This is a genomic window from Flavobacterium sp. N2820 (assembly GCF_025947285.1).
In the GTDB taxonomy this organism is placed as follows: domain Bacteria; phylum Bacteroidota; class Bacteroidia; order Flavobacteriales; family Flavobacteriaceae; genus Flavobacterium.
The window spans coordinates 721,127-744,772 of sequence record NZ_CP110008.1 but is presented as its reverse complement, the minus strand read 5'-3'; the positions used below and the strand labels follow the sequence as shown (position 1 = coordinate 744,772).

The 23,646-nt window shown below is 32.6% G+C and carries 25 protein-coding genes; 8 read left to right on the top strand and 17 right to left on the bottom strand.

What is annotated here, in order from left to right:
- Window positions 1-28 precede the first annotated feature (28 nt).
- Both OLM52_RS03515 and prfB read right to left on the bottom strand, forming a co-directional pair.
- Window positions 29-1,300, bottom strand: coding sequence for a PorT family protein (locus tag OLM52_RS03515; RefSeq protein ID WP_264549764.1), 1,272 nt, complete (start codon window positions 1,298-1,300; stop codon window positions 29-31).
- Window positions 1,301-1,335: 35 nt separating this feature from the next.
- A protein-coding gene (gene prfB, locus OLM52_RS03510; RefSeq protein ID WP_264549763.1) for a peptide chain release factor 2 occupies window positions 1,336-2,431 on the bottom strand; the annotation gives its coding sequence in 2 pieces (ribosomal slippage) (window positions 1,336-2,367 and window positions 2,369-2,431; 1,095 coding nt in all).
- Window positions 2,432-2,604: 173 nt separating this feature from the next.
- On the opposite strand from prfB, the gene OLM52_RS03505 reads away from it, so the two are divergent.
- The 4 genes from OLM52_RS03505 to OLM52_RS03490 are packed head-to-tail and all read left to right on the top strand — an operon-like array spanning window position 2,605 to window position 6,668.
- Window positions 2,605-3,630, top strand: a complete 1,026-nt coding sequence (locus OLM52_RS03505) for a threonine aldolase family protein (RefSeq protein WP_264549762.1) — start codon at window positions 2,605-2,607, stop codon at window positions 3,628-3,630.
- Between the two features lie 48 nt (window positions 3,631-3,678).
- The gene (locus tag OLM52_RS03500) at window positions 3,679-4,770 is read left to right on the top strand and encodes a two-component regulator propeller domain-containing protein (protein ID WP_264549761.1); all 1,092 of its coding nucleotides are present in this window, start codon (window positions 3,679-3,681) and stop codon (window positions 4,768-4,770) included.
- Window positions 4,771-4,828: 58 nt separating this feature from the next.
- Window positions 4,829-5,890, top strand: a complete 1,062-nt coding sequence (locus OLM52_RS03495; protein WP_264549760.1) for a two-component regulator propeller domain-containing protein — start codon at window positions 4,829-4,831, stop codon at window positions 5,888-5,890.
- 4 nt (window positions 5,891-5,894) lie between these two features.
- Window positions 5,895-6,668 (top strand): sulfite exporter TauE/SafE family protein, encoded by a 774-nt coding sequence (locus OLM52_RS03490; protein WP_264549759.1) that lies wholly within the window; start codon window positions 5,895-5,897, stop codon window positions 6,666-6,668.
- On the opposite strand, the gene OLM52_RS03485 is transcribed toward OLM52_RS03490, so the two are convergent.
- A complete protein-coding gene (locus OLM52_RS03485) occupies window positions 6,661-6,984 on the bottom strand; it encodes a YbaB/EbfC family nucleoid-associated protein (protein WP_264549758.1) in 324 nt (107 codons plus the stop codon). The two genes, OLM52_RS03490 and OLM52_RS03485, sit on opposite strands and share 8 nt — an antisense overlap.
- A 64-nt stretch (window positions 6,985-7,048) precedes the next feature.
- On the opposite strand from OLM52_RS03485, the gene OLM52_RS03480 reads away from it, so the two are divergent.
- Both OLM52_RS03480 and OLM52_RS03475 read left to right on the top strand, forming a co-directional pair.
- Window positions 7,049-9,184: a S9 family peptidase gene (locus tag OLM52_RS03480; protein ID WP_413614420.1), complete on the top strand. Its 2,136-nt coding sequence runs from the start codon at window positions 7,049-7,051 to the stop codon at window positions 9,182-9,184.
- A gap of 138 nt (window positions 9,185-9,322) precedes the next feature.
- Complete coding sequence (locus tag OLM52_RS03475; RefSeq protein WP_264549757.1) at window positions 9,323-10,363, top strand: PLP-dependent cysteine synthase family protein; 1,041 nt, start codon at window positions 9,323-9,325, stop codon at window positions 10,361-10,363.
- A 59-nt stretch (window positions 10,364-10,422) separates the two neighbouring features.
- On the opposite strand, the gene OLM52_RS03470 is transcribed toward OLM52_RS03475, so the two are convergent.
- From OLM52_RS03470 to OLM52_RS03405, 14 genes are all read right to left on the bottom strand, one after another.
- Complete coding sequence (locus OLM52_RS03470; protein ID WP_264549756.1) at window positions 10,423-10,896, bottom strand: hypothetical protein; 474 nt, start codon at window positions 10,894-10,896, stop codon at window positions 10,423-10,425.
- Window positions 10,897-10,962: 66 nt separating this feature from the next.
- Window positions 10,963-11,709 (bottom strand): DUF3667 domain-containing protein, encoded by a 747-nt coding sequence (locus OLM52_RS03465; RefSeq protein ID WP_264549755.1) that lies wholly within the window; start codon window positions 11,707-11,709, stop codon window positions 10,963-10,965.
- Between the two features lie 5 nt (window positions 11,710-11,714).
- Window positions 11,715-12,257, bottom strand: a complete 543-nt coding sequence (locus OLM52_RS03460; RefSeq protein WP_264549754.1) for a hypothetical protein — start codon at window positions 12,255-12,257, stop codon at window positions 11,715-11,717.
- A gap of 11 nt (window positions 12,258-12,268) precedes the next feature.
- Window positions 12,269-12,850, bottom strand: coding sequence for a hypothetical protein (locus tag OLM52_RS03455; protein ID WP_264549753.1), 582 nt, complete (start codon window positions 12,848-12,850; stop codon window positions 12,269-12,271).
- Between the two features lie 39 nt (window positions 12,851-12,889).
- A complete protein-coding gene (locus tag OLM52_RS03450) occupies window positions 12,890-13,819 on the bottom strand; it encodes a transglutaminase-like domain-containing protein (RefSeq protein ID WP_264549752.1) in 930 nt (309 codons plus the stop codon).
- A 27-nt stretch (window positions 13,820-13,846) separates the two neighbouring features.
- Entirely contained in the window at window positions 13,847-14,695 is an 849-nt protein-coding gene (locus tag OLM52_RS03445; RefSeq protein WP_264549751.1) for a substrate-binding domain-containing protein, read from the bottom strand.
- 50 nt (window positions 14,696-14,745) lie between these two features.
- Window positions 14,746-15,870 (bottom strand): SDR family oxidoreductase, encoded by a 1,125-nt coding sequence (locus OLM52_RS03440; RefSeq protein ID WP_264549750.1) that lies wholly within the window; start codon window positions 15,868-15,870, stop codon window positions 14,746-14,748.
- Between the two features lie 30 nt (window positions 15,871-15,900).
- Entirely contained in the window at window positions 15,901-16,437 is a 537-nt protein-coding gene (locus OLM52_RS03435; RefSeq protein WP_264549749.1) for a GNAT family N-acetyltransferase, read from the bottom strand.
- Entirely contained in the window at window positions 16,434-16,868 is a 435-nt protein-coding gene (locus OLM52_RS03430; RefSeq protein ID WP_264549748.1) for a DinB family protein, read from the bottom strand. Before OLM52_RS03430 ends, OLM52_RS03435 begins: the two co-directional genes overlap by 4 nt.
- Window positions 16,865-17,242: a VOC family protein gene (locus OLM52_RS03425; RefSeq protein ID WP_264549747.1), complete on the bottom strand. Its 378-nt coding sequence runs from the start codon at window positions 17,240-17,242 to the stop codon at window positions 16,865-16,867. The genes OLM52_RS03430 and OLM52_RS03425 overlap by 4 nt, the downstream gene beginning before the upstream one ends.
- Window positions 17,243-17,258: 16 nt before the next feature.
- Window positions 17,259-18,125 carry a nucleoside phosphorylase gene (locus OLM52_RS03420; RefSeq protein ID WP_264549746.1) on the bottom strand — a complete coding sequence of 289 codons (867 nt, stop codon included), beginning with the start codon at window positions 18,123-18,125 and terminating at the stop codon, window positions 17,259-17,261.
- Between the two features lie 150 nt (window positions 18,126-18,275).
- Window positions 18,276-18,608, bottom strand: coding sequence for a translation initiation factor (locus OLM52_RS03415; RefSeq protein ID WP_264549745.1), 333 nt, complete (start codon window positions 18,606-18,608; stop codon window positions 18,276-18,278).
- Window positions 18,609-18,653: 45 nt separating this feature from the next.
- On the bottom strand, window positions 18,654-19,052 hold the full coding sequence (locus OLM52_RS03410; RefSeq protein WP_264549744.1) for a GxxExxY protein: 399 nt from the start codon (window positions 19,050-19,052) through the stop codon (window positions 18,654-18,656).
- Window positions 19,053-19,219: 167 nt separating this feature from the next.
- Window positions 19,220-20,173 carry an isopenicillin N synthase family dioxygenase gene (locus OLM52_RS03405; RefSeq protein ID WP_264549743.1) on the bottom strand — a complete coding sequence of 318 codons (954 nt, stop codon included), beginning with the start codon at window positions 20,171-20,173 and terminating at the stop codon, window positions 19,220-19,222.
- 290 nt (window positions 20,174-20,463) lie between these two features.
- Between OLM52_RS03405 and OLM52_RS03400 the strand changes: the two genes are divergently transcribed.
- A complete protein-coding gene (locus tag OLM52_RS03400) occupies window positions 20,464-22,440 on the top strand; it encodes a dehydrogenase E1 component subunit alpha/beta (RefSeq protein WP_264549742.1) in 1,977 nt (658 codons plus the stop codon).
- Window positions 22,441-22,833: 393 nt separating this feature from the next.
- Entirely contained in the window at window positions 22,834-23,643 is an 810-nt protein-coding gene (locus OLM52_RS03395; RefSeq protein ID WP_264549741.1) for an alpha/beta hydrolase, read from the top strand.
- Window positions 23,644-23,646 lie beyond the last annotated feature (3 nt).

Here is a 23,646-nt window from a genome sequence, read left to right as displayed (position 1 = left end):
ACTTAATCGAAGATTCGGCTTTTTAAAATTATAACAATTGATATCTTAAGTTTACAGAGATGTTTTTATAATCTGCCTGGTTGTTTTGATCTCCTCCAGCCAGTAATTGTGTGTTACTAAAAAATCTAGATTCAATAGAATATTTTTTATAATTGAATCCAATTCCAAAGGCAAGATTATTTAATGAAGGAAAAAGTCCTGCATTTGCAGCTGTTGTATAGCTATATCTTACTGCGTTATTATCTCCTATTTTGAATTTAGCATTATATAAAGCATTTATGAAAATACTGGAGTTATTGTTTAAATAAAAATAATGTCTTACTCCAATAGGGACTTGAATGTAAGTGTATTTTACTTCTACTTTTTGATTTTTAACGGCTAAAGACCATTCGTTATAAAGTGTTTCAGAATCTGAATAACTATTATATGAAGGTTCTGTAATTACAGCCCATTTATTATTGTTGAAAGGTAAAACTAATTCAGCTTCAAATCCAAATCCAAAAGATACAGAATTTCCAAAATCTGCTGAATACACTTCACTACTTAATCTATTTAAATCAACACCGCTAAAATTACTTATAATTGAAGCTTTTAATCTAAAAGTTGATTTGCTTCCACTATCAAATTTTTTAAATTCTGATTGATTACATTCATTATATTTTTTAAAAAAATTTAGCAATGCCGTTTTAGAATACTCTAATTTGTTTAATTGTTCTCTAGTACTCTCACAGTTTACATTTTCGTTTAATTGCTTTCTGTAGGTTCTATCATATAGTATTGATGCATATTGAATAACATCATCAATACCTTGGGCTTTTAGATTTTCAACATCAGCCTTATCAGCAATATACGATAAAAACAATAATTGCTCAATTTCTTTTTTATCGGTAGCATAAAAGAATTTTGTAATGCCATTATCAAAATAGTAGTACAAAGAGGCTTTTCCTTCAATTAAAACTTTAAGTAAAAGGTCTTCTTTTTTAAATATAGGGGTTTTACTGTTAATACTAAGTTGACCAGGGGAAACAGAAGATCGTTCAATATTAACATTAAATCGTTTAAATTTTAGTTTATTTTCAATCTCAAACTCTGAAATCTCCGAAGCATTTACTTCTATTGCATTATCTGTTATATTCGTTTTAAATTCAATTGAATTAGGGGAATTTTTCCAATCGCTATTTTTTATAAATCCATTTGATTTTATTCCATTTAGATTGATATAGTATCCTTTTTCAAATTTTGTCTGTGCCGATAGAAATGTAGATGCGCATACAAATAATACAACGAAGAATTGTTTCATTTTTTTAAAATTTAAATTGTTTTTTTTAAGGTTAATTATTCTTCTTTTTGTCCCATCATCATTAAATAGGCTTTTAAGAAATTATCGATTTCTCCATTCATAATCCCCTCCACATCACTGGATTCAAATCCTGAACGAACGTCTTTAACTAATTTATAGGGGTGCATCACATAATTTCGAATTTGTGAACCCCATTCGATTTTCATTTTTCCAGCTTCAATATCACTTCGCTGAGCTTGTTGTTTTTTAAGCTCAATCTCATATAACTGCGATTTCAACATTTGCATCGCACGTTGGCGGTTATCTTGTTGTGAACGCGTTTCTGAACACTGAATTTGAATTCCGGTTGGTTTGTGAAACAATTGTACTTTGGTTTCTACTTTGTTTACATTTTGTCCACCAGCACCACTCGAACGTGAAGTAATGATTTCGATATCAGCGGGATTGATTTCTATTTCGATAGAATCATCCACCAAAGGATACACATACACAGAGGCAAAAGAGGTGTGACGCTTTGCATTACTATCAAAAGGAGAAATTCGAACCAAACGATGCACTCCATTTTCACCTTTTAAATACCCAAAAGCAAAATCGCCCTCAAATTCTAATGTTACCGTTTTAATTCCTGCAACATCTCCTTCTTGAAAGTTTAATTCTTTGATTTTATAGCCTTGTTTTTCGCCCCACATTAAATACATTCGCATTAACATTGAAGCCCAATCACAGCTTTCGGTACCACCAGCGCCAGCCGTAATTTGCAATACAGCACTCATGCTGTCTCCTTCATCGGAAAGCATGTTTCTAAATTCTAAATCTTCAATGTGATTTAAAGTTTGATAAAAATGAGCTTCAACTTCTTCTTCAGAAATATCACCTTCTTTGAAGAAATCCATCATAATTTGAAGTTCTTCGGCCTGTTCCACACCTTTATTGTAATCTTCAACCCATTTCTTTTTGGAACGTAGGTTTCTGACAATAATTTCGGCATCTTTTGGATTGTTCCAAAAATCGGGAGCAAATGTTTTTTCTTCTTCGTTAGTTATCTCAATCGTTTTGGCATCAATGTCAAAGATACCTCCTTAACGCACCAAGGCGATCAATAATATCTCTGACTTGTTCTGTATTAATCATAAATATTGTAGTTTTGTTTTGAAATGGGATGCCATAGCCCCGATAATAGTGTAAATCCTTTTTTTAAATTTTACTTCGACAAGCTTAGTATGACAAAATTTAAAAAAAGATTGCAACGAATAGCGGGAATTAGCTCCTAAAATTTTATCAAAAATAAGGTATCTGATTGATATATGGAAATAAATTTAGTAAGTGACACCGTAACCAAGCCTTCAGTGGAAATGTTAAACGCTATGTTTAATGCTAAAGTTGGCGATGATGTTTATAAACAAGACCCAACAGTCAACGAGTTAGAGGAAACTTTGGCCGATTTATTTGGAATGGAAGCGGCTTTATTTTTTCCTTCGGGAACAATGGCCAATCAAACGGCTATAAAATTACACACGCAACCTGGCGAGCAGGTAATTTGTGATAAATACTCGCATATTTATCATTATGAAGGAGGAGGTGCCTCATTTAATAGTGGTGTTTCGTGCTGTTTGGTGGATGGAAATCGCGGCATGATTACGGCTGATTTAGTTAAAAATGCAATCAACGATCCCGATTTTTATCATGCTCCTTTAACTTCGTTAGTAAGTATAGAAAACACAACCAATAAAGGTGGTGGCGCTTGTTACGATTTACAACCTTTACAAGAAATTAAGCAAGTGTGCATTGAGCATAATTTGAAATATCATTTAGATGGTGCACGTTTGTGGAATGCTTTAGTGGCTAAAAAACAACATCCAAAGCAGTATGGCGAATTGTTTGATACAATTTCTGTTTGTTTATCGAAAGGTTTAGGTGCGCCAGTAGGTTCGGTTTTGTTGGGAAGTAAAGCAGATATGCATCGTGCTTTACGTATTAGAAAGATTTTTGGTGGCAACATGCGACAATCAGGCTATTTGGCTGCCGCTGGATTATTTGCTTTGCAGAACAATATAAGTCGTTTGGAAATTGACCACAGAAGAGCCAAAGAATTAGGAAGTTTGTTAGAAAAAATGCCTTGGGTTGCCAATGTAGCACCTGTGGAAACTAATATTTTGATTTTTGGATTGCAACCATCAGTTGATGAAAAGCTTTTCATGGAAAAATTGAAACAAAAAGGGATTGCGATTAGTTCGATGGGACATGGAAAACTTCGTATAGTAACACATTTGGATTATAAAGAAGTCATGCACGAATATGTAATGGAAGCTTTTTCTAAACTAAATTTTTAGTCGTGTAGACAAGCTTTTTTTTAAGAAATTAACCAATAATAAATCATTATGAGACTATTCAAAAGAATTAATACTAGATTTTTCACACTTGTTTTATTATTCTTATTTAATTCATGTGAAGGACAAAACACGCAACATTTACCTGTTAAAGCTACAAAAATACATCAAGATAGTATAAGTTTAAGAGCAGAAACACTTCCAGAATTTAGAAATAGTGTTTATGATACAGATTATCAAGGAAACCAAATAAGTGGGGTTATTCGAACCGTTTTTCAAGATAGTAAAGGAAATTTATGGTTTGGAACTCAAAACGGATTAGCTCGTTACGATACATCAGGACTTGTTTATTTTGAGCTTACGGATTCTAACGGGCAAGGTGTTACAGTTCATGCCATTATTGAAGATAAAACAGGCACTATTTGGATAGGCTATGGTGGCGGAATTGCAAAATATGACGGACAATATTTTACCGTTTTTCATGAAAAAGAGATATTGAAAAAAAATGGATTATGGAGCATGACAATGGATAAAAAAGAAGTACTTTGGATTGGAACGACTGATGGTGTTTACACTTTTGATGGCAAAGCACTTACTCCATTTGAAATTCCAGAAGGAAAAATAAATCCTTCAATGGGAATTAGCACACCTAAAATGATTCATTCCATTATTGAAGATAGTAAAGGTAAAATGTGGTTTGCAACTAATGGAGGTGTCTATATTTATGACGGAAATTCGCTAAAAAACATTTCAGAAAAAGACGGATTACAATCTAATTTTGTTAGTCAAATTATTGAAAGTAACGATGGTAATTATTGGATATCAACCTCTTTTGGAATTTATAAATATAATGGAAACACATTGACTAATATTACGGAAAAACTCATCGAAAATGAAGGAGGAATTGGTTGTGTATTTGAAGATAAAGAGGGTACACTTTGGTTTAGTGTAAATAAGCGCGATATCTATAGTTACAACGGTAAAACATTTACAAAAATTAAAAATAAAGACAGTGACTTTTCACCTTTCCCATTCCAAATTTATCAAGATACGCAAGAACGACTTTGGTTTGTTGGATTTAAAGGTGCTTATCGTTATGAAAATGAAACTTTTGTAAACGTTACACGAATTGGGCCTTGGTAAAAAATAGTACCTATGACCGTATAATTTTCAGTTTTGTATCCTATAAAATCGGTCTAAAATGAAAAAAACTTCAAAAATGATTTACCTGATTGTTTTGTTATCCTTAAACTTTTCCTGCTTTGAACAAAAAGCGACCGAAAAAGAAAAAAATAATTCTGAATTAGTAAGTACTTCAAAAACCGATACTTTAAAATTTACTTCTGGTATTCGCACTATATTTCAAGACACTAAAGGTAATTATTGGCTTGGAAGTCATAATGAAGGAGTCAGCTATTACGATGGAAAAACATTTGAATACTATACAACTAATGAAGGTTTATCTAACAATCAAATTCGTTCAATTCAAGAGGACAAGAATGGGAAAATTTGGTTTGGAACGGCTAAAGGAGTAAGTGTATATGACAAAGAAATGTTTATAAAATATCCAACTAATACCAAGAATCCAAAATATGAATGGAATGAAACCGAAGGAGATTTATGGTTTAATGCAGGTGAAAGAGACGGAATAAATCGTTTTGACGGAATAAATATGAACTATCTAATTGTTCCAAAACCGGAAAATCAAGAGCGTGATGATGCTTATGGTGTAACGGATATATCCGAAGCAAATGGCGATAAAGTTTGGATTGCGACTTATGGAGCATTATTTAACTATGATGGTAAAATGGTAACTATCTTTGATCATGAAAAATTAAAACTTAAAGAGAATGAGTTTTTGCATATTAGAAGCGTTTTAGCCGATTCAAAAGGACGTGTTTGGATAGGAAATAATGGGATAGGAGTATTGCTAATGGAAGGTAATTCAATCATTAATTTTTCGGAAAAGCATCATTTAATTCATCCTACAAGTACCAGAAGAGGTGATAAGTCACAACCAGGCACTCTTGAACACATTTTTGCAATTGAAGAAGATTCAGAAGGAAATATATGGTTTGGAGATAGAGATACAGGTGCTTGGAAATATGACGGCAAAACAATGACAAACTATACTATTGACAAAAATCTTAAATCGCAGATGATTTGGACAATTTATAAAGACAATACCAATAATTTGCTTTTCGGAATGGCAGAAGGTGGCGTTTATAAATTCAATAGAAAATCATTTGATAAAATATTTTAAACATATGGAAATCATAATCATATCAATTGTAGCTTTTTTAACCGCCATTTTAACCTTTTTTTCTGGGTTTGGATTGGGAACTTTATTAACTCCGGTTTTTATGCTCTTTTTCCCCGTTGATATTGCTATTGGATTGTGTGGCATTGTACATTTTGCTAATAATTTATTCAAGTTTTTCTTGGTAGGGAAACACGCTAACAAGGAAGTCTTGCTAAAATTTGGAATTCCAGCAATTATTGCTGCTTTTGTGGGTTCTTGGTTGTTGTTGCAAATTTCTGATTTAGAACCTTTGTTTAGTTACTCACTTTTTGGAAAACAATTAGACGTTTTTCCGGTAAAATTCATCATTGCCGTTTTATTAGTGATTTTCGCGCTCTTAGACTTGATTCCGTTTTTGAGTAAATTGGAATTTGGTAAAGATAAACTGCCTTTGGGCGGAGTTTTAAGCGGATTTTTCGGCGGACTTTCGGGACATCAAGGAGCTTTACGAAGTGCGTTTTTGATAAAAGCGGGTTTATCTAAAGAAAGCTTTATTGCTACAGGAATTGTAGTTTCGATGTTTATCGATTTTACCCGATTAAGTGTTTATGCTTCAAAAATCACGACTTATACATTGTATGAAAATAAAGTACTGTTAATATCTGCAACACTTTGTGCGATTACTGGAGCGTATTTGGGTAACCAACTTTTAAAGAAAGTTACCCTAAAATTTCTACAAGTGTTTGTTGCTATTTTATTGCTTTTAGTGGCAATCGCTTTAGGAATGGGAATTATTTAAATAGATCCATTCCGGGAATGTTTGGCATACCTTCTTTGGCCACAGCCGCTAATTCTGTTTCGTGAACGTTTGTAGCTTTTTCGATAGCTTTATTTAAAACGTTAACTAAATAATCTTCAAGCATTTCTTTGTCATTAAGTAAAGTATCACTTATAGTAATGTTTTTGATTGTTCTGTTGGCAGTTAGCGTTACTTCAAGCAAGCCATCAGTGCTTTTTTCATCAATTAAAACAAAATCTAAACGCTTCTTTGTTTCTTCTACTTTTTGCTGGGTTTCTTTAAGTTTACCCATCATACCCATAATATCTCCAAACATAATTTTAATTTTTTTATTCCGACAAAAATACTAAATTAGCAGTTAATAATTATTGTAAAACTTCATGAAAAAAATCACGTATTTCCTTTTAGGTTGTGTTATTTTTGCTCCAGTTCAAAGTCAAAATAAAACAAATAAAATGTCTGATAAAGTACATCCGCCTGTTGCTAAAATTGTTCCCAAAACATTAGAAAAACATGGTGATAAAAGAATTGATAACTATTATTGGTTAAACGAAAGAGAAAACCCAGAGGTTATTGATTACTTAAATAAAGAAAACGAATATTACCAAAAATCTACTGCTCATACCAAACAATTACAAGATGATTTGTTTTTGGAAATGAAAGGAAGAATCAAAGAAGACGACAGTTCTGTTCCTTATTTTTATAACGGATATTACTATATTACACGTTATGAAACAGGTAAAGATTATCCTATTTATTCGCGTAAAAAAGGAAGTTTAGAAGCCAAAGAAGAAATTTTGTTTGACTGCAATGAAATGGCAAAAGGACATTCTTATTTTAATTTAGGCGGTCTAAACATTAGCGAAGACAATAAATGGGCAGCTTTTGGAGTCGATTTGGTTTCTAGAAGACAATATACGATTCAAATTAAAAACTTAGAAACAGGTGAAATTCTTCCCGTGAAATTAGAAAACACAACAGGAGGTTCTACTTGGGCTGGTGATAATAAAACCTTATTTTACACACGTAAGGATGCACAAACGTTACGTTCGGATAAAATTTACAAACATACTTTAGGAACTGATGCTTCGGCAGACACAATGGTTTTTCATGAAAAAGACGATACATTTGGCACCTTTGTTTACAAAGAAAAATCAAAGAAATATTTGGTTATAGGCTCATCAAGTACATTAACTTCTGAATACCAAATTTTAGAAGCTAAAAATCCTAATGGTGAATTTAGATTATTTCAAAAAAGAACACGTGGATTAGAATATTCTATTTCGCATTATGGCGATAGTTTCTACATCGTAACCAATAAAGACAAAGCAACGAATTTCAAACTAATGAAAACACCAGAAACAGCTACTTCTGCTGAAAACTGGAAAGATTTAATTGGACATAGAAAAGATGTTTTGTTAGAAGGAATTGAAATTTTTAAAGATTATTTGGTAGTTGAAGAACGTTCAAATGGTTTAAACAAAATTCAAATTCGCCCTTGGAATGGAAAAGGCGAGTACTATTTGCCATTTTCTAGCGAAACCTATACGGCTTACACAACTACTAACGTAGATTTTGATACCGAAATTCTTCGTTATGGCTATCAATCGATGGCAACACCTTCTTCTGTGATTGATTTTAACATGAGAACTCAGGAAAAGAAAGTATTGAAAGAACAAGAAGTTTTGGGTGGAAAATTCGACAAGAACAATTACATCGAAGAAAGAATTTGGGCAACCGCAACTGACGGAACCAAAGTGCCAATTTCAATTGTTTATAGAAAAGGAATTAAAAAAGATGGAAAAAACCCATTGTTATTATACGCTTATGGTTCGTATGGAGCAACTATGGATCCGTATTTTTCATCAACACGTTTGAGTTTATTAGATAGAGGATTTATTTATGCCATTGCACACATTAGAGGAGGCGAGGACTTAGGAAGAGAATGGTATGAAAACGGAAAACTTTTGAAAAAAATTAACACTTTCACCGATTTTATTGACTGTTCAAAATTTGTGATAGCAGAAAAATACACTTCGGCATCACATTTGTATGCAGAAGGTGGATCGGCTGGTGGTTTACTAATGGGAGCAATTGTTAACATGGCACCAGAATTATATAATGGTGTGATTGCACAAGTTCCTTTTGTGGATGTGGTTACAACAATGTTAGATGATACTATTCCGTTGACAACGGGAGAATATGACGAATGGGGAAATCCGAATGAAAAAGTATATTATGATTACATGCTTTCGTATTCACCATACGACCAAGTTAAAAAGCAAGATTATCCAAATATGTATGTATCTACAGGGCTTCATGACTCACAAGTACAATATTTTGAACCTGCAAAATGGGTAGCAAAATTGCGTGTTATGAAAACAAATGACAAGCAATTGTTCTTAGATACAAATATGGATGCTGGTCACGGAGGAGCTTCGGGAAGGTTTGAAGCTTTGAAAGAATTAGCTAAAGAATTTGCTTTTTTGTTAGATTTAGAAAAAATTAAGAAGTAGTTAAACTTTTTTTGTTAAATTTGCAAGGTTTTAGAAGCGTCAAAATAAGTCTTCTTACACAATCTAATTTTTATGAAAAAGTAATTCAAACTGAGTTAACTGCCTCATATTCAATTTAAAAAACAAATATTATCTTCTATGAAAGATGAAATAAAAGCCTATAATAATGTTTTAGAATTAATTGGAAATACGCCATTAATCAAATTAAGTAAGGTTACAGCAGACATGTCTGGTGATTTTTATGCAAAAGTGGAAGCTTTTAATCCAGGACATTCTACAAAAGACCGCATCGCATTATACATTATTGAAGAAGCTGAAAAAAAAGGAATTCTAAAACCTGGCGATACTATTATTGAAACAACTTCTGGAAATACTGGATTTAGTTTAGCAATGGTAAGCATTATTAAAGGGTATGATTGTATTTTAGCCGTAAGTTCAAAATCATCAAGAGACAAAATAGATATGTTGCGTTCCATGGGAGCAAAGGTATATGTTTGTCCTGCTAACGTATCTGCTGATGATGACCGCTCGTATTACAATGTTGCTAAGCGATTACATGAAGAAACCAAAGGTTCGGTTTACATTAACCAATATTTTAATGAACTTAACGTAGATGCACATTACAAATCTACTGGTCCAGAAATTTGGGAACAAACTGCAGGACAAATTACACACTTAGTAGCGTGTAGTGGAACCGGAGGAACGATTTCGGGAACAGCTCGTTTCTTGAAAGAAAAAAATCCAAACATTAAAATTTTAGGTGTTGATGCTTTTGGTTCGGTGTTGAAAAAATACCATGAAACTAAAGAATTCGATAACGATGAAATTTATCCGTATCGCATTGAAGGTTTAGGTAAAAACTTAATTCCAACAGCAACCGATTTTGATATCATTGATAAATTTATCAAGGTTTCAGATGAAGAAAGTGCACACACTACCAGAGAATTAGCTAAAAAAGAAGGTTTATTTGTAGGATATACTTCTGGAGCAGCTTTTCAAGCGGTAAAACAATATGCTGAAGAAGGAGAATTTGATGCCAATAGTAAAGTTGTTATTATCTTCCCTGATCATGGTTCTAGATACATGAGTAAAGTATTTAGTGATGATTGGATGAACGAACAAGGTTTCTTTGATTCCGTAAATCAAGAAGAAGCACTAAAAATTGAAATTATCAAATAATTTGATTTAAATATATACACAATCCCAGTCGAAAGATTGGGATTTTTTTTAAGTATTTTTTAAGGAAGTCCTCTTACAGGATATTTTGGCTTCCATGGCATTGTGCTGACTTTTCGTTTAAATGCCAGTAAACTTGATTTAGACTCTATTTCAACCCTAATTTCATAAGTTAGTTCATCTATAAATAAGGTATCTACTTTCAGATTAAACGTGCCATTCAATGCTTTTTGTTTAGATGATAAATGTATTAAATGCTTGTTATCCGATTTTCTTTCAATCATAAATTGTGAACCTATGCGTTCATTACCTTCAATAAGGTAAAGTGAATCATTCCAATCACTAATAATTATTGTTGTAGCACTAACTCCAAAAAACAAACTATCTATTTTTGAAGGAAAAATTATTTGTTCATTCAAGATTATTTTTTCGGGTGACCAAGTTCCTTCGATACTTATTTTATCCGTTTTGTAAAAGGCTAAAATAAATAATGAAATTAACACAAAACTTATGATTATGATTTTAAGTATTTTCATAGCATCATATTACAAATTACATCTAGCATTATGTTGTCCAATAATCCAAAAAACAACATCCAAACTTTAATTAACCGTGTGAATATCAAAGGCTAAAACACCTATCAATAATAGTATAAAGAAAATAACTAAGAAGAGTAAATACGCATAAATTGAAAATAAAAAAGCTTTTACTTTTGATAAATTCTGAAAAAAAGTAATGTAAGACCAAAAAATAAAAACAATATCCATCAACATTAAAAAGTCGACAAATAATGTTATGTTTTCTGATTGACTAAAGTATTTGATAACGGGAAAAATAGCAATTCTAAAAATCAATCGTTGTGAAGCCATATAAGAATTCAAAACAAAATGCGCTATGAAATTATATCCTTGCTTTCTAAAAACAACAAAAGAAGCCACAGAAAACATAGGAATTGACAATAAAATTATCCACGAATAATGATGCGAAATCCATTCATTTAGGTTTTCATAATCAACCCCTTGAATTTCAGAGACTGATTTTTTATCCAAAATACTAAAATGAAACAAATGGCGCAAAAGCCCATAAAAAGTAGCCAAAATAATAACTAAAGATATTGGCTTAAAATGTTTTACACGTTTTCCTTCTATAAATTCTCTTATCGAATCGCCTGGACGCGTAAATAATTCTTTTGCAGTAAATAATACTCCTTTATCAAAATGAAAAAATCCATGTTGAATATCATGCCAAATAAAATGAAGATTTAACTTGTGTGTTGCAGCAGGTTGTCCACAATTTGAACAAAAATGTCCCGAATAGGTTAGGCCGCAATTTTTACAAGTAACTTGCATAATAACTATAAAATTGTAAAATCTAAAACATTATTTGCATTTACACCCGTTACAGTAGTACGAATTGTCACCGTAACAGCATCTTTAGAACCTAATGACACAATTTCATTATCCAACGATATTCGGTATTCACCTGGTGAAGTTGGAGCAATAGTGGTTTCATATTCATAATTGGTTTGCAAAGCATCTAATTGGCAAATTCCTGAAATAAATTCTCCATACTGGTTACTACCATCAACAACAGTAGTTGTAAAGCCACTTGAAGGAACTAATTCCCAAATTCCAGCATTGTTTTTCTTTTGTAAAGTATAATTAAAGAAAAATTCTTCAGAAGTGGTGGTTAAGTACAAATCAAATGGTGTTGTATTTTGAGGCAATAAGCGATTAAAATTACATGATACTGTAACATCATTAGTTGTAGCACTCACATTAATTAAATTGTTGGCTGTAACAATTTTTGATGCAAAAAATTCATCGTCACTTTCTGTACAACCCGTAAACAGTATTGAAATAAAAGCAATTGTAAGTAGTTGAATATATTTTTTCATGATATTTTTATTTAAAAACGGTACCCTAAATTAATTCCTAGTCGTGAAATGTTTTTGGGACTATCTGCATGAAGTAGATTTTTACCCATTCCAATGGTTACATCAACAACAAATGATTCTTTAATATAAAATTTATATCCTACAGCAGCACCAATTGCTACATCATTGTAATCTTTTACCGAAGTAACCACGTAATCGGCTGCACCATTATTGAGCGTAACTAATTCTTTAAATTGCCCACCATTTATTGAAGTGAAAGCTTCTACATAATACAAATTAACCGCGCTTTTTGATAAGGCATAACGCACATAAGGAATCACTTGATAATCAATTAATGTTCGGGTATCATCGGTTGCAAATTTATCTTCTTTACTCGATTTATTTAAAAACATCCCCGTGATTCCAACGGAGAAATTTGAATTTAAAAAACGTTCATATGAAATCCCTAATCTTCCGTTTGAAATCAAGTTCAAACCGTCAATTTTAACTTCATTTTTCTTTGCGACAATAGGGGAAACTAAAGAATCTGAATTCGTTTGTGCATAGGAACCAAGTGCAAGAAAGAAACAAAATAATAAGCTTATTTTTTTCATAAAATTTGATTGTTAATTTGCGTAAATATAGCAAAATTATCAATTAAAAGTTAAGGCTCCGAGAATTTCTTCACTCATAAATCGTCCGCCAGGATAGGTTGCAGTGTAATCTAAATTAAGCCAAATTTGTCCTCGTTCATCAATATGGTAATGAATTTGTTGGTTATAACTTTCTGAAACAAAAAGAATTTCTTTGATAAAATAGGTCGCTGTTTCTAAATCTTTTTGGGTACCAATTAGCATTTCTGGATATAAATGTCCGCCAGTATGAATAATTCTAGGCGTTCCACCAACAGCTTTGATACAAGCTGCCATTAAAATGGCATGATCATCACAATCACCCGAAAAATGTTGTAGGCTTTCGGAGGCATCTGCGATGTATTCACTTCCTTTTGGGTCGTTGACATAATTCCAATTGTTTCTAATTTCTTTAAAAACAGCAAAACATTGAATCATAATTCTAACATCTCCTGATTTTTGTACGTTTTTAAAATGCTTGGAAGTTGCCGCTAATGCAAAATTTCTAACTTTTGGGTTTTTAAAATCTACTGCATCTATAATTTTAGATTTGTTTGGAAAAGGCAATAATTTAGAAAGAATCAAGTCTTGAGGATTTGGATTTTCTTTCATGGAATAAATCATATATCGATAATCTTCAAAAACGCGATTAAATCCATAATTCCCAAATAATGTTCCAATTAAAAGTGAAATAACATACAAGAACGCAATCAATATAATCACCGTTTTAACCAATCGTAAAAGCAATTGAATAATAACAATTATTGCAATAAACAGAAAAATTCGATCTAAATGAAGAAACCAATCTAAATCTATTAAATTTTGATGCGCAATTAAAAAAACGGGAATGGCTATCAAGATGTTTAACAAAAAAATGACAACAATATCCCATGGCTTTGGTAAAGAAAGCTTTTCTTTGATTACAGCGGTAGTTGGAATTTTAATTGTCATTTCGTTTAAAACGATAAAAATACGGAATTATTTAAGTATCGATTCTTTCGGTGGTTTTTTATCGATGATTTGTAACTTCAAAAGTTGTTCCAAAATTTTATCTAAAACCGCTGGTTGCATTTGTTTTTGCGACCATCGTGTTACTTTTAACCACTCTTGAATGGCGTCAACTTTTTGATTGAACTTCGAAGCTAAAGTGCGGTCAATACTTGGAATTAATTTAAATTCTTCAGTCGTCGTATTGATAATTTCAAGTATTTGCTGAATTATTTTTGGTTGTGCTTCTAAAACTTCATTTCGAACAGCAATTACAAAGCAAGGCCATGGAGTAGGGCAATCGTCAACTCTTCTAAAAACTCCTTGATCAACTAATGGTTGGGTCATAAAACGTTCCCACATAAAATAATCGGATTTTCCTGAAGTTAAGCTTTCAACAGCGCCATCAATAGTATTTACGATTTCAAATTGTAAATTTTCTGTATTCCAATTCTGATTTTGTGCATTTACAATACTCATCAAATGAGAGCCTGAACCCATTCGAGAAATCGCTATTTTTCTATTTTCTAAATCCGCTATGGTTTGATAATTGGAATTTGCAGCAACGTGAATTCCCCAAATCAAAGGACTTTGTACATAAATTTGAACAATCTTACTCGGATTTCCAGCAACAATATCTTTTATAATGCCTTCTGTTAAAATAACGGCAATATCGGTTTCGCCGTCGCGCAACATTTGACACATTTTACCTGTACCTTCTGGAACATCAGTCCATTGTAAATCGATGCCAATGGCTTCAAATTCACCATCTTCAATACACATATGCCATGGCAAATTGAAATGTTCTGGTACACCCGCTATTTTGATTGTTTTACTCATGCTTTTTATTATTACTTGTATTCGTAAATCTTCAATTTTATCCTTAAAATTTACACATTAATGTCTTTGAAATTATGCAGTCTAGCATAGCGAATCATATGGGTAAACGATTCTGCGTCTAATTTTGGAATTTCTAGAATAGAATTTAGCAAAGTAGTATCATATTCGTTTGCATCCGAAATCAAATAAGGTTTCAAATGTTTCCCAATGCTCTCATAATAAAGCTTTTCAATCGTATTTTTATAATCAAAATCTAATGTGTTTTGAATCACACTAAAATTAGAATAACCTACTTCTTTCATAATCAGTTGCAGGCCTTTTATCAAATTAAAACTTTCATTGTGAACTATGTTTAACTGCTTGATGTCTTCGCGTTTAAAAGTTGCTACAATTACTTTTGCCACATAATCAACAGGAATAATATTTAAACCCGACTCTTCACTTATAGCAAATCGAACATTTTCTTGGTCATTTTTGCGTTGTGCAGTAAAGTGGAAAAATTTAGCCATCAAATAAAACACCATATATTTTGGGATAAAATAACGATTTTCTGTGCCTAACATTTTTCCGCCGATAACACTTGGTCGTAAAATTTGATAAGGTAAATTCAGTCTTGTACAGTTTTGAATTACAAATTCTTCCGAATGAAATTTAGCATTTTCATACGCATTACGATGTTCTAATTCAAAATTTAAATTATGAAAATCGTTATCAATTAATCCTTTGCGAGCCCCCGATGAAAAAGCAGTACTGATATAAATAAACTTTTTAATGAAAGGTGAAAAAGTTGTAAAAATGGCTTTCGTAATAGCTGCGTTTTCATTAAAAATTTTTTCTTTTTGATCTTCGTCTGTAGATAAGTTTACATAGCCTGCCGAATGAATAAAATAAGCTCCTTTTATTTGCTCAGAAAAATTATCTTGAATGGTTGCCAAATCTGTATCAATAATTTCTAAATATTGATGTAGTTTTTCAATTCCCTTATCTAGAAGAAATTTTGGTGTATAATTGCTAGACAATAGCTCACTAATACGCTCTTTAGCACTAATTTTACCTTTATTTCTAGTGATTAGGAATAATTTTCCTTCAATATTATGGGTAATAAAGTTTTCTAAAATATCATACATAATATGAGAACCTAGAACACCAGTAGCGCCTGTAAGGATTATTTTCATTGCGGATTTTAATTTTGTACAAAAGTACTGCTATTTTACGGATTTATTTTCCAATTGCCACCATTTCCAAATAACACCTTCTAGGTCTGGATACTCCTCAATAAAGTGAAAACCTACTTTTTGTAAAATATGATTCGAAGCCCCGTTTTGTGCATGTGTATAAGCATTCATAATTTGAATATTCATTTGGTTAAAACCGTAATCTAACCATGCTTTTAAAGCTTCAGTTGCATAACCTTTGTTCCAAAATTTTTCATTTAAACGATAGCCGTAATCATAGAAATTGGTATTTCCGTTTTCTACGTGATCGTTAACAAATTTAATACCTGTCCAACCAATGAATTCGCCTGAATCCTTTAATATAGTAGCAAAACGTCCTATTTTGTTCTCTACATACTGCTTTTGCACCATCTCAATAATTTTAATGGTTTCGCTAAGCTCTAATGTAGGCTTTTGCCATAAGTATTTGTGTACATTTGGATTGTTATCCATCGTAAACATCGCTTCGGCATCTGTAATATCTAGTGGTCGAAGAATTAGGCGTTCGGTTTCGAGTATTAAATTCATGCTTTGTTGATTTGTGATACATGATAAAATAGATGTTCAATATAATCTTCAATTAAAAATTGTAAATTGGTTGCTGTGCCATTAGGTAGAATTAATTGGTAATCTAAAGTTTTATCCGTTTGGTTTTTTATAATTTCTAAAATATGACGGTTCAAATGCAACCATAAATCAAATAAATCCTGATTGTTTTTATTTTGATAATCGTTATATTTAACTAAGGCGTCTTGATTGTAAGGTCTTATTTTATAGGGCTTTTCAGAATATTGAATTTCGGTAAAACGCTGTAAATTATTAATAGCTGAATCAATTAAATGACCTAATATTTCTTTTTTAGACCACTTGGCAACATTAGTTTTAACCTCAAAATCAGTTATTGATTGTAATGTCAAATTATCTAATAACAACTCCAATTTCAAAATTTTGTTTTTCATTCTATTTTTAAATCTGAAATTACAACTCTATAGCCATCAGGATCTAAAATCATTTTACCGTTTTCATTCCAATATGGATTTTTGGCCTTTATAAATTCAATTTTATGCGATTGAACTTTATTTACAACCAAGTCAAACTCCATTTTGCTATTTGGATAAAAAACTAAAATATCATCCTCGTTAAAATCAAAAAGAACAATATTTTCTGATTTTGTAAATTCTAAATGCCAATTTTCATTTGATTTTCCAATAAAAATGCCATCATAACCATTATGATTTTCAAAACCACCAAGCAATTCAAATCCTAAAATATCGATATAAAAGGATTTAATTTGTTCCAAATCATTGGTGTGTCTTGCTAAACGAAAAGTCATTTTTTGTGTTTTAAAATTATTCAGCCAGCTTATTCAACGCATATTCAATTAATTCATCTACAGCTTTATAAGGGTCTTTACTAAAAGTTCCAGTTGCACGGTTGGCAATGATGGCATTTAACGATAAACATTGGTGACCTAATAGTTTTCCTAAGCCATAAATTGCACCCGTTTCCATTTCTAAATTGGTTATTTTAACACCCTTAAAATTGAAACTATCCATTTTATTATTCAACTCTGGATCTTGAATTCCTAAACGCACTACACGTCCTTGAGGACCATAAAATCCGCCAGCAGTACCTGTGAAACCTTTAAAAATTGTATTACTTTCTAATCGTTTTTCTAACGTTGTGCTTCCAGCAATTACATACGGACGCCCTTTTCGTAGGTCCCAATTTGTTTGCTTGATAAATGCTTCTTCCATTTCCGTTTCCGAAATTTGGTCAATCAAATAGGAGCGAAGCATGTTGTCTAACCCTAGGCCATACTGACTCATCACAAAGCTATCACAAGGAATATCCGCCTGTAACGATCCTGAAGTGCCGATACGAACGATATTCAATGATGTCAATTCTTTTTTAACGGTTCTAGTTACTAAATCAACATTTACCAATGCGTCTAACTCGTTCATAACAATGTCAATATTGTCCGGTCCAATACCTGTTGACATTACCGTAATCCTTTTGCCTTTGTAGGTTCCTGTTTGTGTTTTAAACTCGCGTTTTTGAGTCGTAAACTCAATAGAATCAAAGTGTTTTGTAATTTTTTCTACACGATTTTGATCGCCTACAAAGATAATATCGTTGGCAATTTGCCCAGGTTTTAAATTGATGTGATATACACTTCCATCTGGATTTAATATTAATTCTGATGCTGCTATCATTTTAGCCCCCTAACCCCCAAAGGGGGAATCCTATTAGGGGTCAATAGGTTTTAAATTCTCACTATTATTTTAAAGTAAAATATGAGATAGTTATTAATATTATTTTATTCTTTTTACATTATTTATTCCCCCTTTGGGGGTTAGGGGGCTTTAACCGCCAACTCTTTTTGTTTTGAATCCTTTATCTTGTAAAATTTTCATGATTTTGTCACGATAATCGCCTTGAATGATGATTTCACCCTCTTTAAAAGTGCCACCAACTGCTAATTTGCTTTTGATTTCTTTGGCTAAGATTTTAAAATCTTCATCATCACCTTCATATCCTGAAATAATGGTAGTAGGTTTTCCTTTACGCTTTTCATATTTGCAAATCATAGGTTCCTTTTGAACGAATAATTCATGAGGCGTTTCATCGATAGCTTCTGGTTCGATAGAAACTTCGTGATCTGGGAAAAGTTTTTTTAATTGTTCTTGTAAGTCCATATTTTAGCACGCGGATAAAACGGATTCGCTTAAGCGAAGCGCGAATTAAAACTGATTTTTTCTATTCTTTCTTTTGTTTTCGTAAATTTTTCTTTTGAATTCGGGTTTCTTTCCAAAGTTTAATAATAAACCTACTTCACAATCAGTTCCTTTTAAGTAATTGAGTAATTGGTTTTCAAACTCATCTACAATATAATCAGCTGCTTTTAATTCTAATATTATTGTATCATTTACAATAATATCTGCATAATAATCGCCAACATTTTCTCCTTTATAGTAGACTTTAATTTTTTTATTTGGAGATGCTTCAAGTCCGTTTTTTCTTAACTCAATCAATAAGGCATTTTGATAAACTTTTTCAAGAAAACCATAACCTAATTCGTTATATACTTCGTAAAAAGTTTTTAAAATTAACGATGTTAAATCTTGATGTAATGAGTGCATATATTCATTTTTTATGGTTTATAATCTGTTTTTATCTGCGTTTTACGAAGTAAATCCGTTTCATCCGCGTGCTAATATGGCTTGTAATTATTTTAAATCTTTTAACAAAAAACCAAACCCCAATGTTACTTGGAATTTGGAATTTTATTATTTAGAATTTTTATTCTTTATTTTTTAATCAAACCTAATTCAACCAAACGCTCGTATAAGAATTCACCAGCGGTGATGTCTTCATAAAGTTTTGGATGGTTTTCATCGATGCATTCGGGTAAACAATTTAAACTCATGTCGCTTACTGGATGCATAAAAAACGGAATGGAATAACGAGAAGAACCCCACAATTCTCTTGGTGGATTAACCACTTGGTGAATCGTTGATTTTAATTTGTTGTTGGTGTGTCTTGACAACATATCACCCACGTTAATCATCAATTCGTCTGGTTGTGCCATGGCATCAATCCATTCTCCGTTATGATTTTGTACTTGTAAACCTTTACCTTGAGCCCCCATTAATAAGGTAATCAAGTTGATGTCACCATGTGCTGCTGCACGAACGGCTCCGTCTTTAGGTTCATCTGTAATAGGTGGGTAGTGGATTGGTCGTAAAATACTGTTTCCATCTTTGATGTATTTATCAAAGTAGAATTCGTCTAAACCAATGTAAAGTGCTAAAGCTCTTAACACATAAACACCTGTTTTTTCTAACATTTGGTACGCTTCTTTACCTACTTCATTGAATTTAGGTAATTCTGTTACTTCAACGTTATCTGGATATTCGCCAGCGTACTTTGAACCTTCGCTAACGTATTGTCCAAAATGCCAAAACTCTTTCAAATCTCCAGCAGAGCGCCCTTTAGCATGTTCTTTACCAAAAGAAACATAACCACGTTGACCGCCAATGCCTGGGATTTCGTATTTAGCTTTGGTTTCTAGGGGAAGTGTAAAGAAGTTACGCACTTCTGAATACAAACCTTCTACTAATTTGTCATCTAAAAAATGACCTTTTAATGCTACGAATCCAATTTCTTCGTAGGCTTTGCCGATTTCATTTACAAATTTTTGTTTACGTGCCGGATCATCCGACAGGAAATCACGTAAGTCAACACTAGGAATTTGTTGCATACTTAAGCTTTGTTGTTAATAAATCATTTTGGGCTTTAACCCAAGTAAATACAAAGATAATTAAATATTTTTATTGTAAGAGGGGAAAGTTGTTAACAATTGGAAAAGGGGGAAATAGCTTGTGGTAATTTTACAAATCTTAAAATTAATTCTTCGAGAACTTTGCGAAAAAACTTTCCTGCTTTGTGTTTAGACTTAACTTTGATTTTTTAACTTTCTTTTTTTATAACAATTCGCTTTCAAAATGTTATTTTTATTACTTTTGAGCAAATTTTAACTGGTCTAGTATCATGAACTTTGAAAGAAAAGAATTATCAAATCCACAACTACTTGATTTATATAAGAAAATCTTAAAACCGCGCTTGATTGAAGAGAAAATGTTGATTCTAATCCGTCAAGGAAAAGTATCAAAATGGTTCTCTGGAATTGGGCAAGAAGCTATTTCGGTTGGGATTACTTCGGTATTGGATAAAGATGAATATATCTTACCGATGCACCGTAATTTAGGTGTTTTTACGACACGTGACATTCCTTTGCACCGTTTGTTTTCGCAATGGCAAGGCAAGAAAAATGGATTTACCAAAGGTCGAGATAGAAGTTTTCACTTTGGAACACAAGAATACAAGATTATTGGAATGATATCGCATTTGGGACCTCAATTGGGGATTGCAGACGGAATCGCTTTAGCCAATAAACTAAGAAAAAATGGAAAAGTAACCGCAGTATTTACAGGTGAAGGCGCTACATCAGAAGGCGATTTTCATGAAGCATTGAATATTGCTGCTGTATGGGAATTACCCGTTTTATTCGTGATTGAAAATAATGGTTACGGATTATCAACACCTACAAACGAGCAATACCGTTGTGAAAACTTAGCAGATAAAGGTATCGGTTACGGAATGGAAAGCCATATTGTGGATGGAAATAACTTATTAGAAGTGGTGCATTTGATTACAGAATTAAAAGCTTCTATGGTTGAAAATCCTCGTCCGGTGTTGTTGGAGTTCAAAACGTTTAGAATGCGTGGGCATGAAGAGGCGAGTGGTACGAAATATGTCCCGCAAGAATTGATGGATCTGTGGGCTGTGAAAGACCCTGTAGAAAATTATAGAAATTACTTAAAAGCTACTGCTGTTTTAAATGATGATGAAGATGAGGCCATCAGAGCAGCTATTAAGCAAGAAATCGACACCGATTGGGCGAAAGTTCAAGAGGAACCAGAAATTATAGCTTCGTTAGAAGAAGAATTAGGAGATGTCTACCAACCTTATACTTTCGAAGAAATCAATCCTTCATCGGAAATGGAAAATATTCGTGTGATTGACGCGATTTCTAATGGTTTACGTCAGTCGATGGAACGCCATGAGAATTTGGTGATTATGGGACAAGATATTGCTGAATATGGTGGTGCCTTTAAAATTACCGACGGATTTGTTGCGCAATTTGGAAAAGAAAGAGTTCGAAATACACCCATCTGTGAAAGTGCTGTCGTTTCAGCAGCTAACGGATTATCCATCAACGGATTTAAAGCCGTAATGGAAATGCAATTTGCGGATTTCGTTTCAACTGGATTTAATCCAATCGTAAACTTATTAGCCAAGCAACATTACAGATGGCAAGAAAAGTCGGATGTTGTGGTGCGTATGCCTTGCGGTGGTGGTACTCAGGCAGGACCTTTCCATTCGCAAACAAACGAAGCTTGGTTTACAAAAACACCAGGATTAAAAGTTGTATATCCTGCATTTCCTTATGATGCAAAAGGATTATTAAATACCGCAATTAACGATCCAAACCCGGTATTGTTCTTTGAACACAAGCAATTGTATAGAAGTGTATATCAAGATGTTCCAAAAGATTATTACACGTTACCTTTTGGAAAAGCGTCATTGATTAAAGAAGGAACGGATGTTACGATTATTTCGTTTGGAGCAGGAGTGCATTGGGCTTTAGAAACTTTGACTAAAAATCCAGAAATTAAAGCGGACTTATTGGATTTAAGAACGTTACAACCAATGGATTGGGATGCGATTTACGCTTCGGTTAAGAAAACGAATAAAGTCATTATTTTACAAGAAGATACTTTATTTGGCGGAGTTGCCAGCGATATTTCGGCTATGATTATGGAAAACTGCTTCGAACATTTGGATGCTCCAGTTAGAAGAGTAGGAAGTTTAGAATCTGCTATTCCATTTATGAAGTCGTTAGAAGACCAATATTTACCGAAAGTTAGGTTTGAAAAAGAATTAAAAGAATTGTTGGCGTACTAAAAAATGCCTCAAAATAAATCATAAAGAGACCGTTGCAATAGCGGTCTCTTTTTTTGTTTGGGTACCACAACCTCACCGTATCTATGGAGTATCTACGGAGTATCCCCACTTGAACTATGGATCATAATCGTGGTTGAATCGGTTTGTTTACACACTTTTGATAGGTTTTGATAGGTTTCGAAAGGTTTTGACAGCTTATATTAGGTTTGGTCTGATTTTATAGGGGTTTTGTTCGTACTTTGTTCGTGTTTTGTTCGTAAGAGGTTCGCAAAAAGGGGTGGTTATACGAACAAAGTAAGAAGAAAGGTAGAATGAAACCCCAATACTATGAAAACAACTTTCTTCAATGATTAAAATTATTATCTTTATGGTTGAATAAAAATTATCCTTCCTATGATGAAAATTTATTTTTTCTTCTCCGTTCTTTTGATCGGTTTTTTAAATTGTTCGAATAGCCAACAACCTAATGACCCCATTCCTGTCCATGATACCTTTACCATTGATTCTAAATATGTTAATGAAAAAAGAGTTATTACTGTTTGGTTTCCTGATGAATATAAGAATTCAACAGATTCATTGCCTGTTTTATATATGCTTGATGGCGGAATTAAAGAAGATTTTCCACATATTGCCAATACGTTATCAGAGTTAATTAAAGCAAAGAAAATTAAACCCTTTATTTTAGTTGGAATTGAAAACACACAGCGTAGGCGCGATTTAACACCACCAACATCTGTAGCAAAAGATAAAGAAATTGCTCCTGTAGTTGGAGGTTCTGCTGCATTTAGACAATTTATACAAGCCGAACTGATTCCTGAAATCCAAAAAAAGTACAGAACAACGGCTAAAAAAGGCATTATTGGGGAATCGTTAGCTGGATTATTTGTAACTGAAACATTTCTAATTGCTCCAGATATGTTTGATTTTTACATTGCTTTTGATCCTTCTTTATGGTGGAATAACAAGCAATTGTTGATAGATGCTCCGCATCATTTGAAATCATTTCCTGGGACAGCTAAATCGTTTTGGTTTGCTGGTTCGAGTGCTAAAGATATTTTTGAAAACACCTCAGCCTTATCAAAAGTATTGGCTTCAAGTACTCTTCCCAATTTAAAATGGCATTATTCTCCAGAAAAGAAAGAAAAACATCATACTATTTTTAGAGCTACTAAGGAAAAGGCGTTGATTTGGAGTTTGAATTAAAAA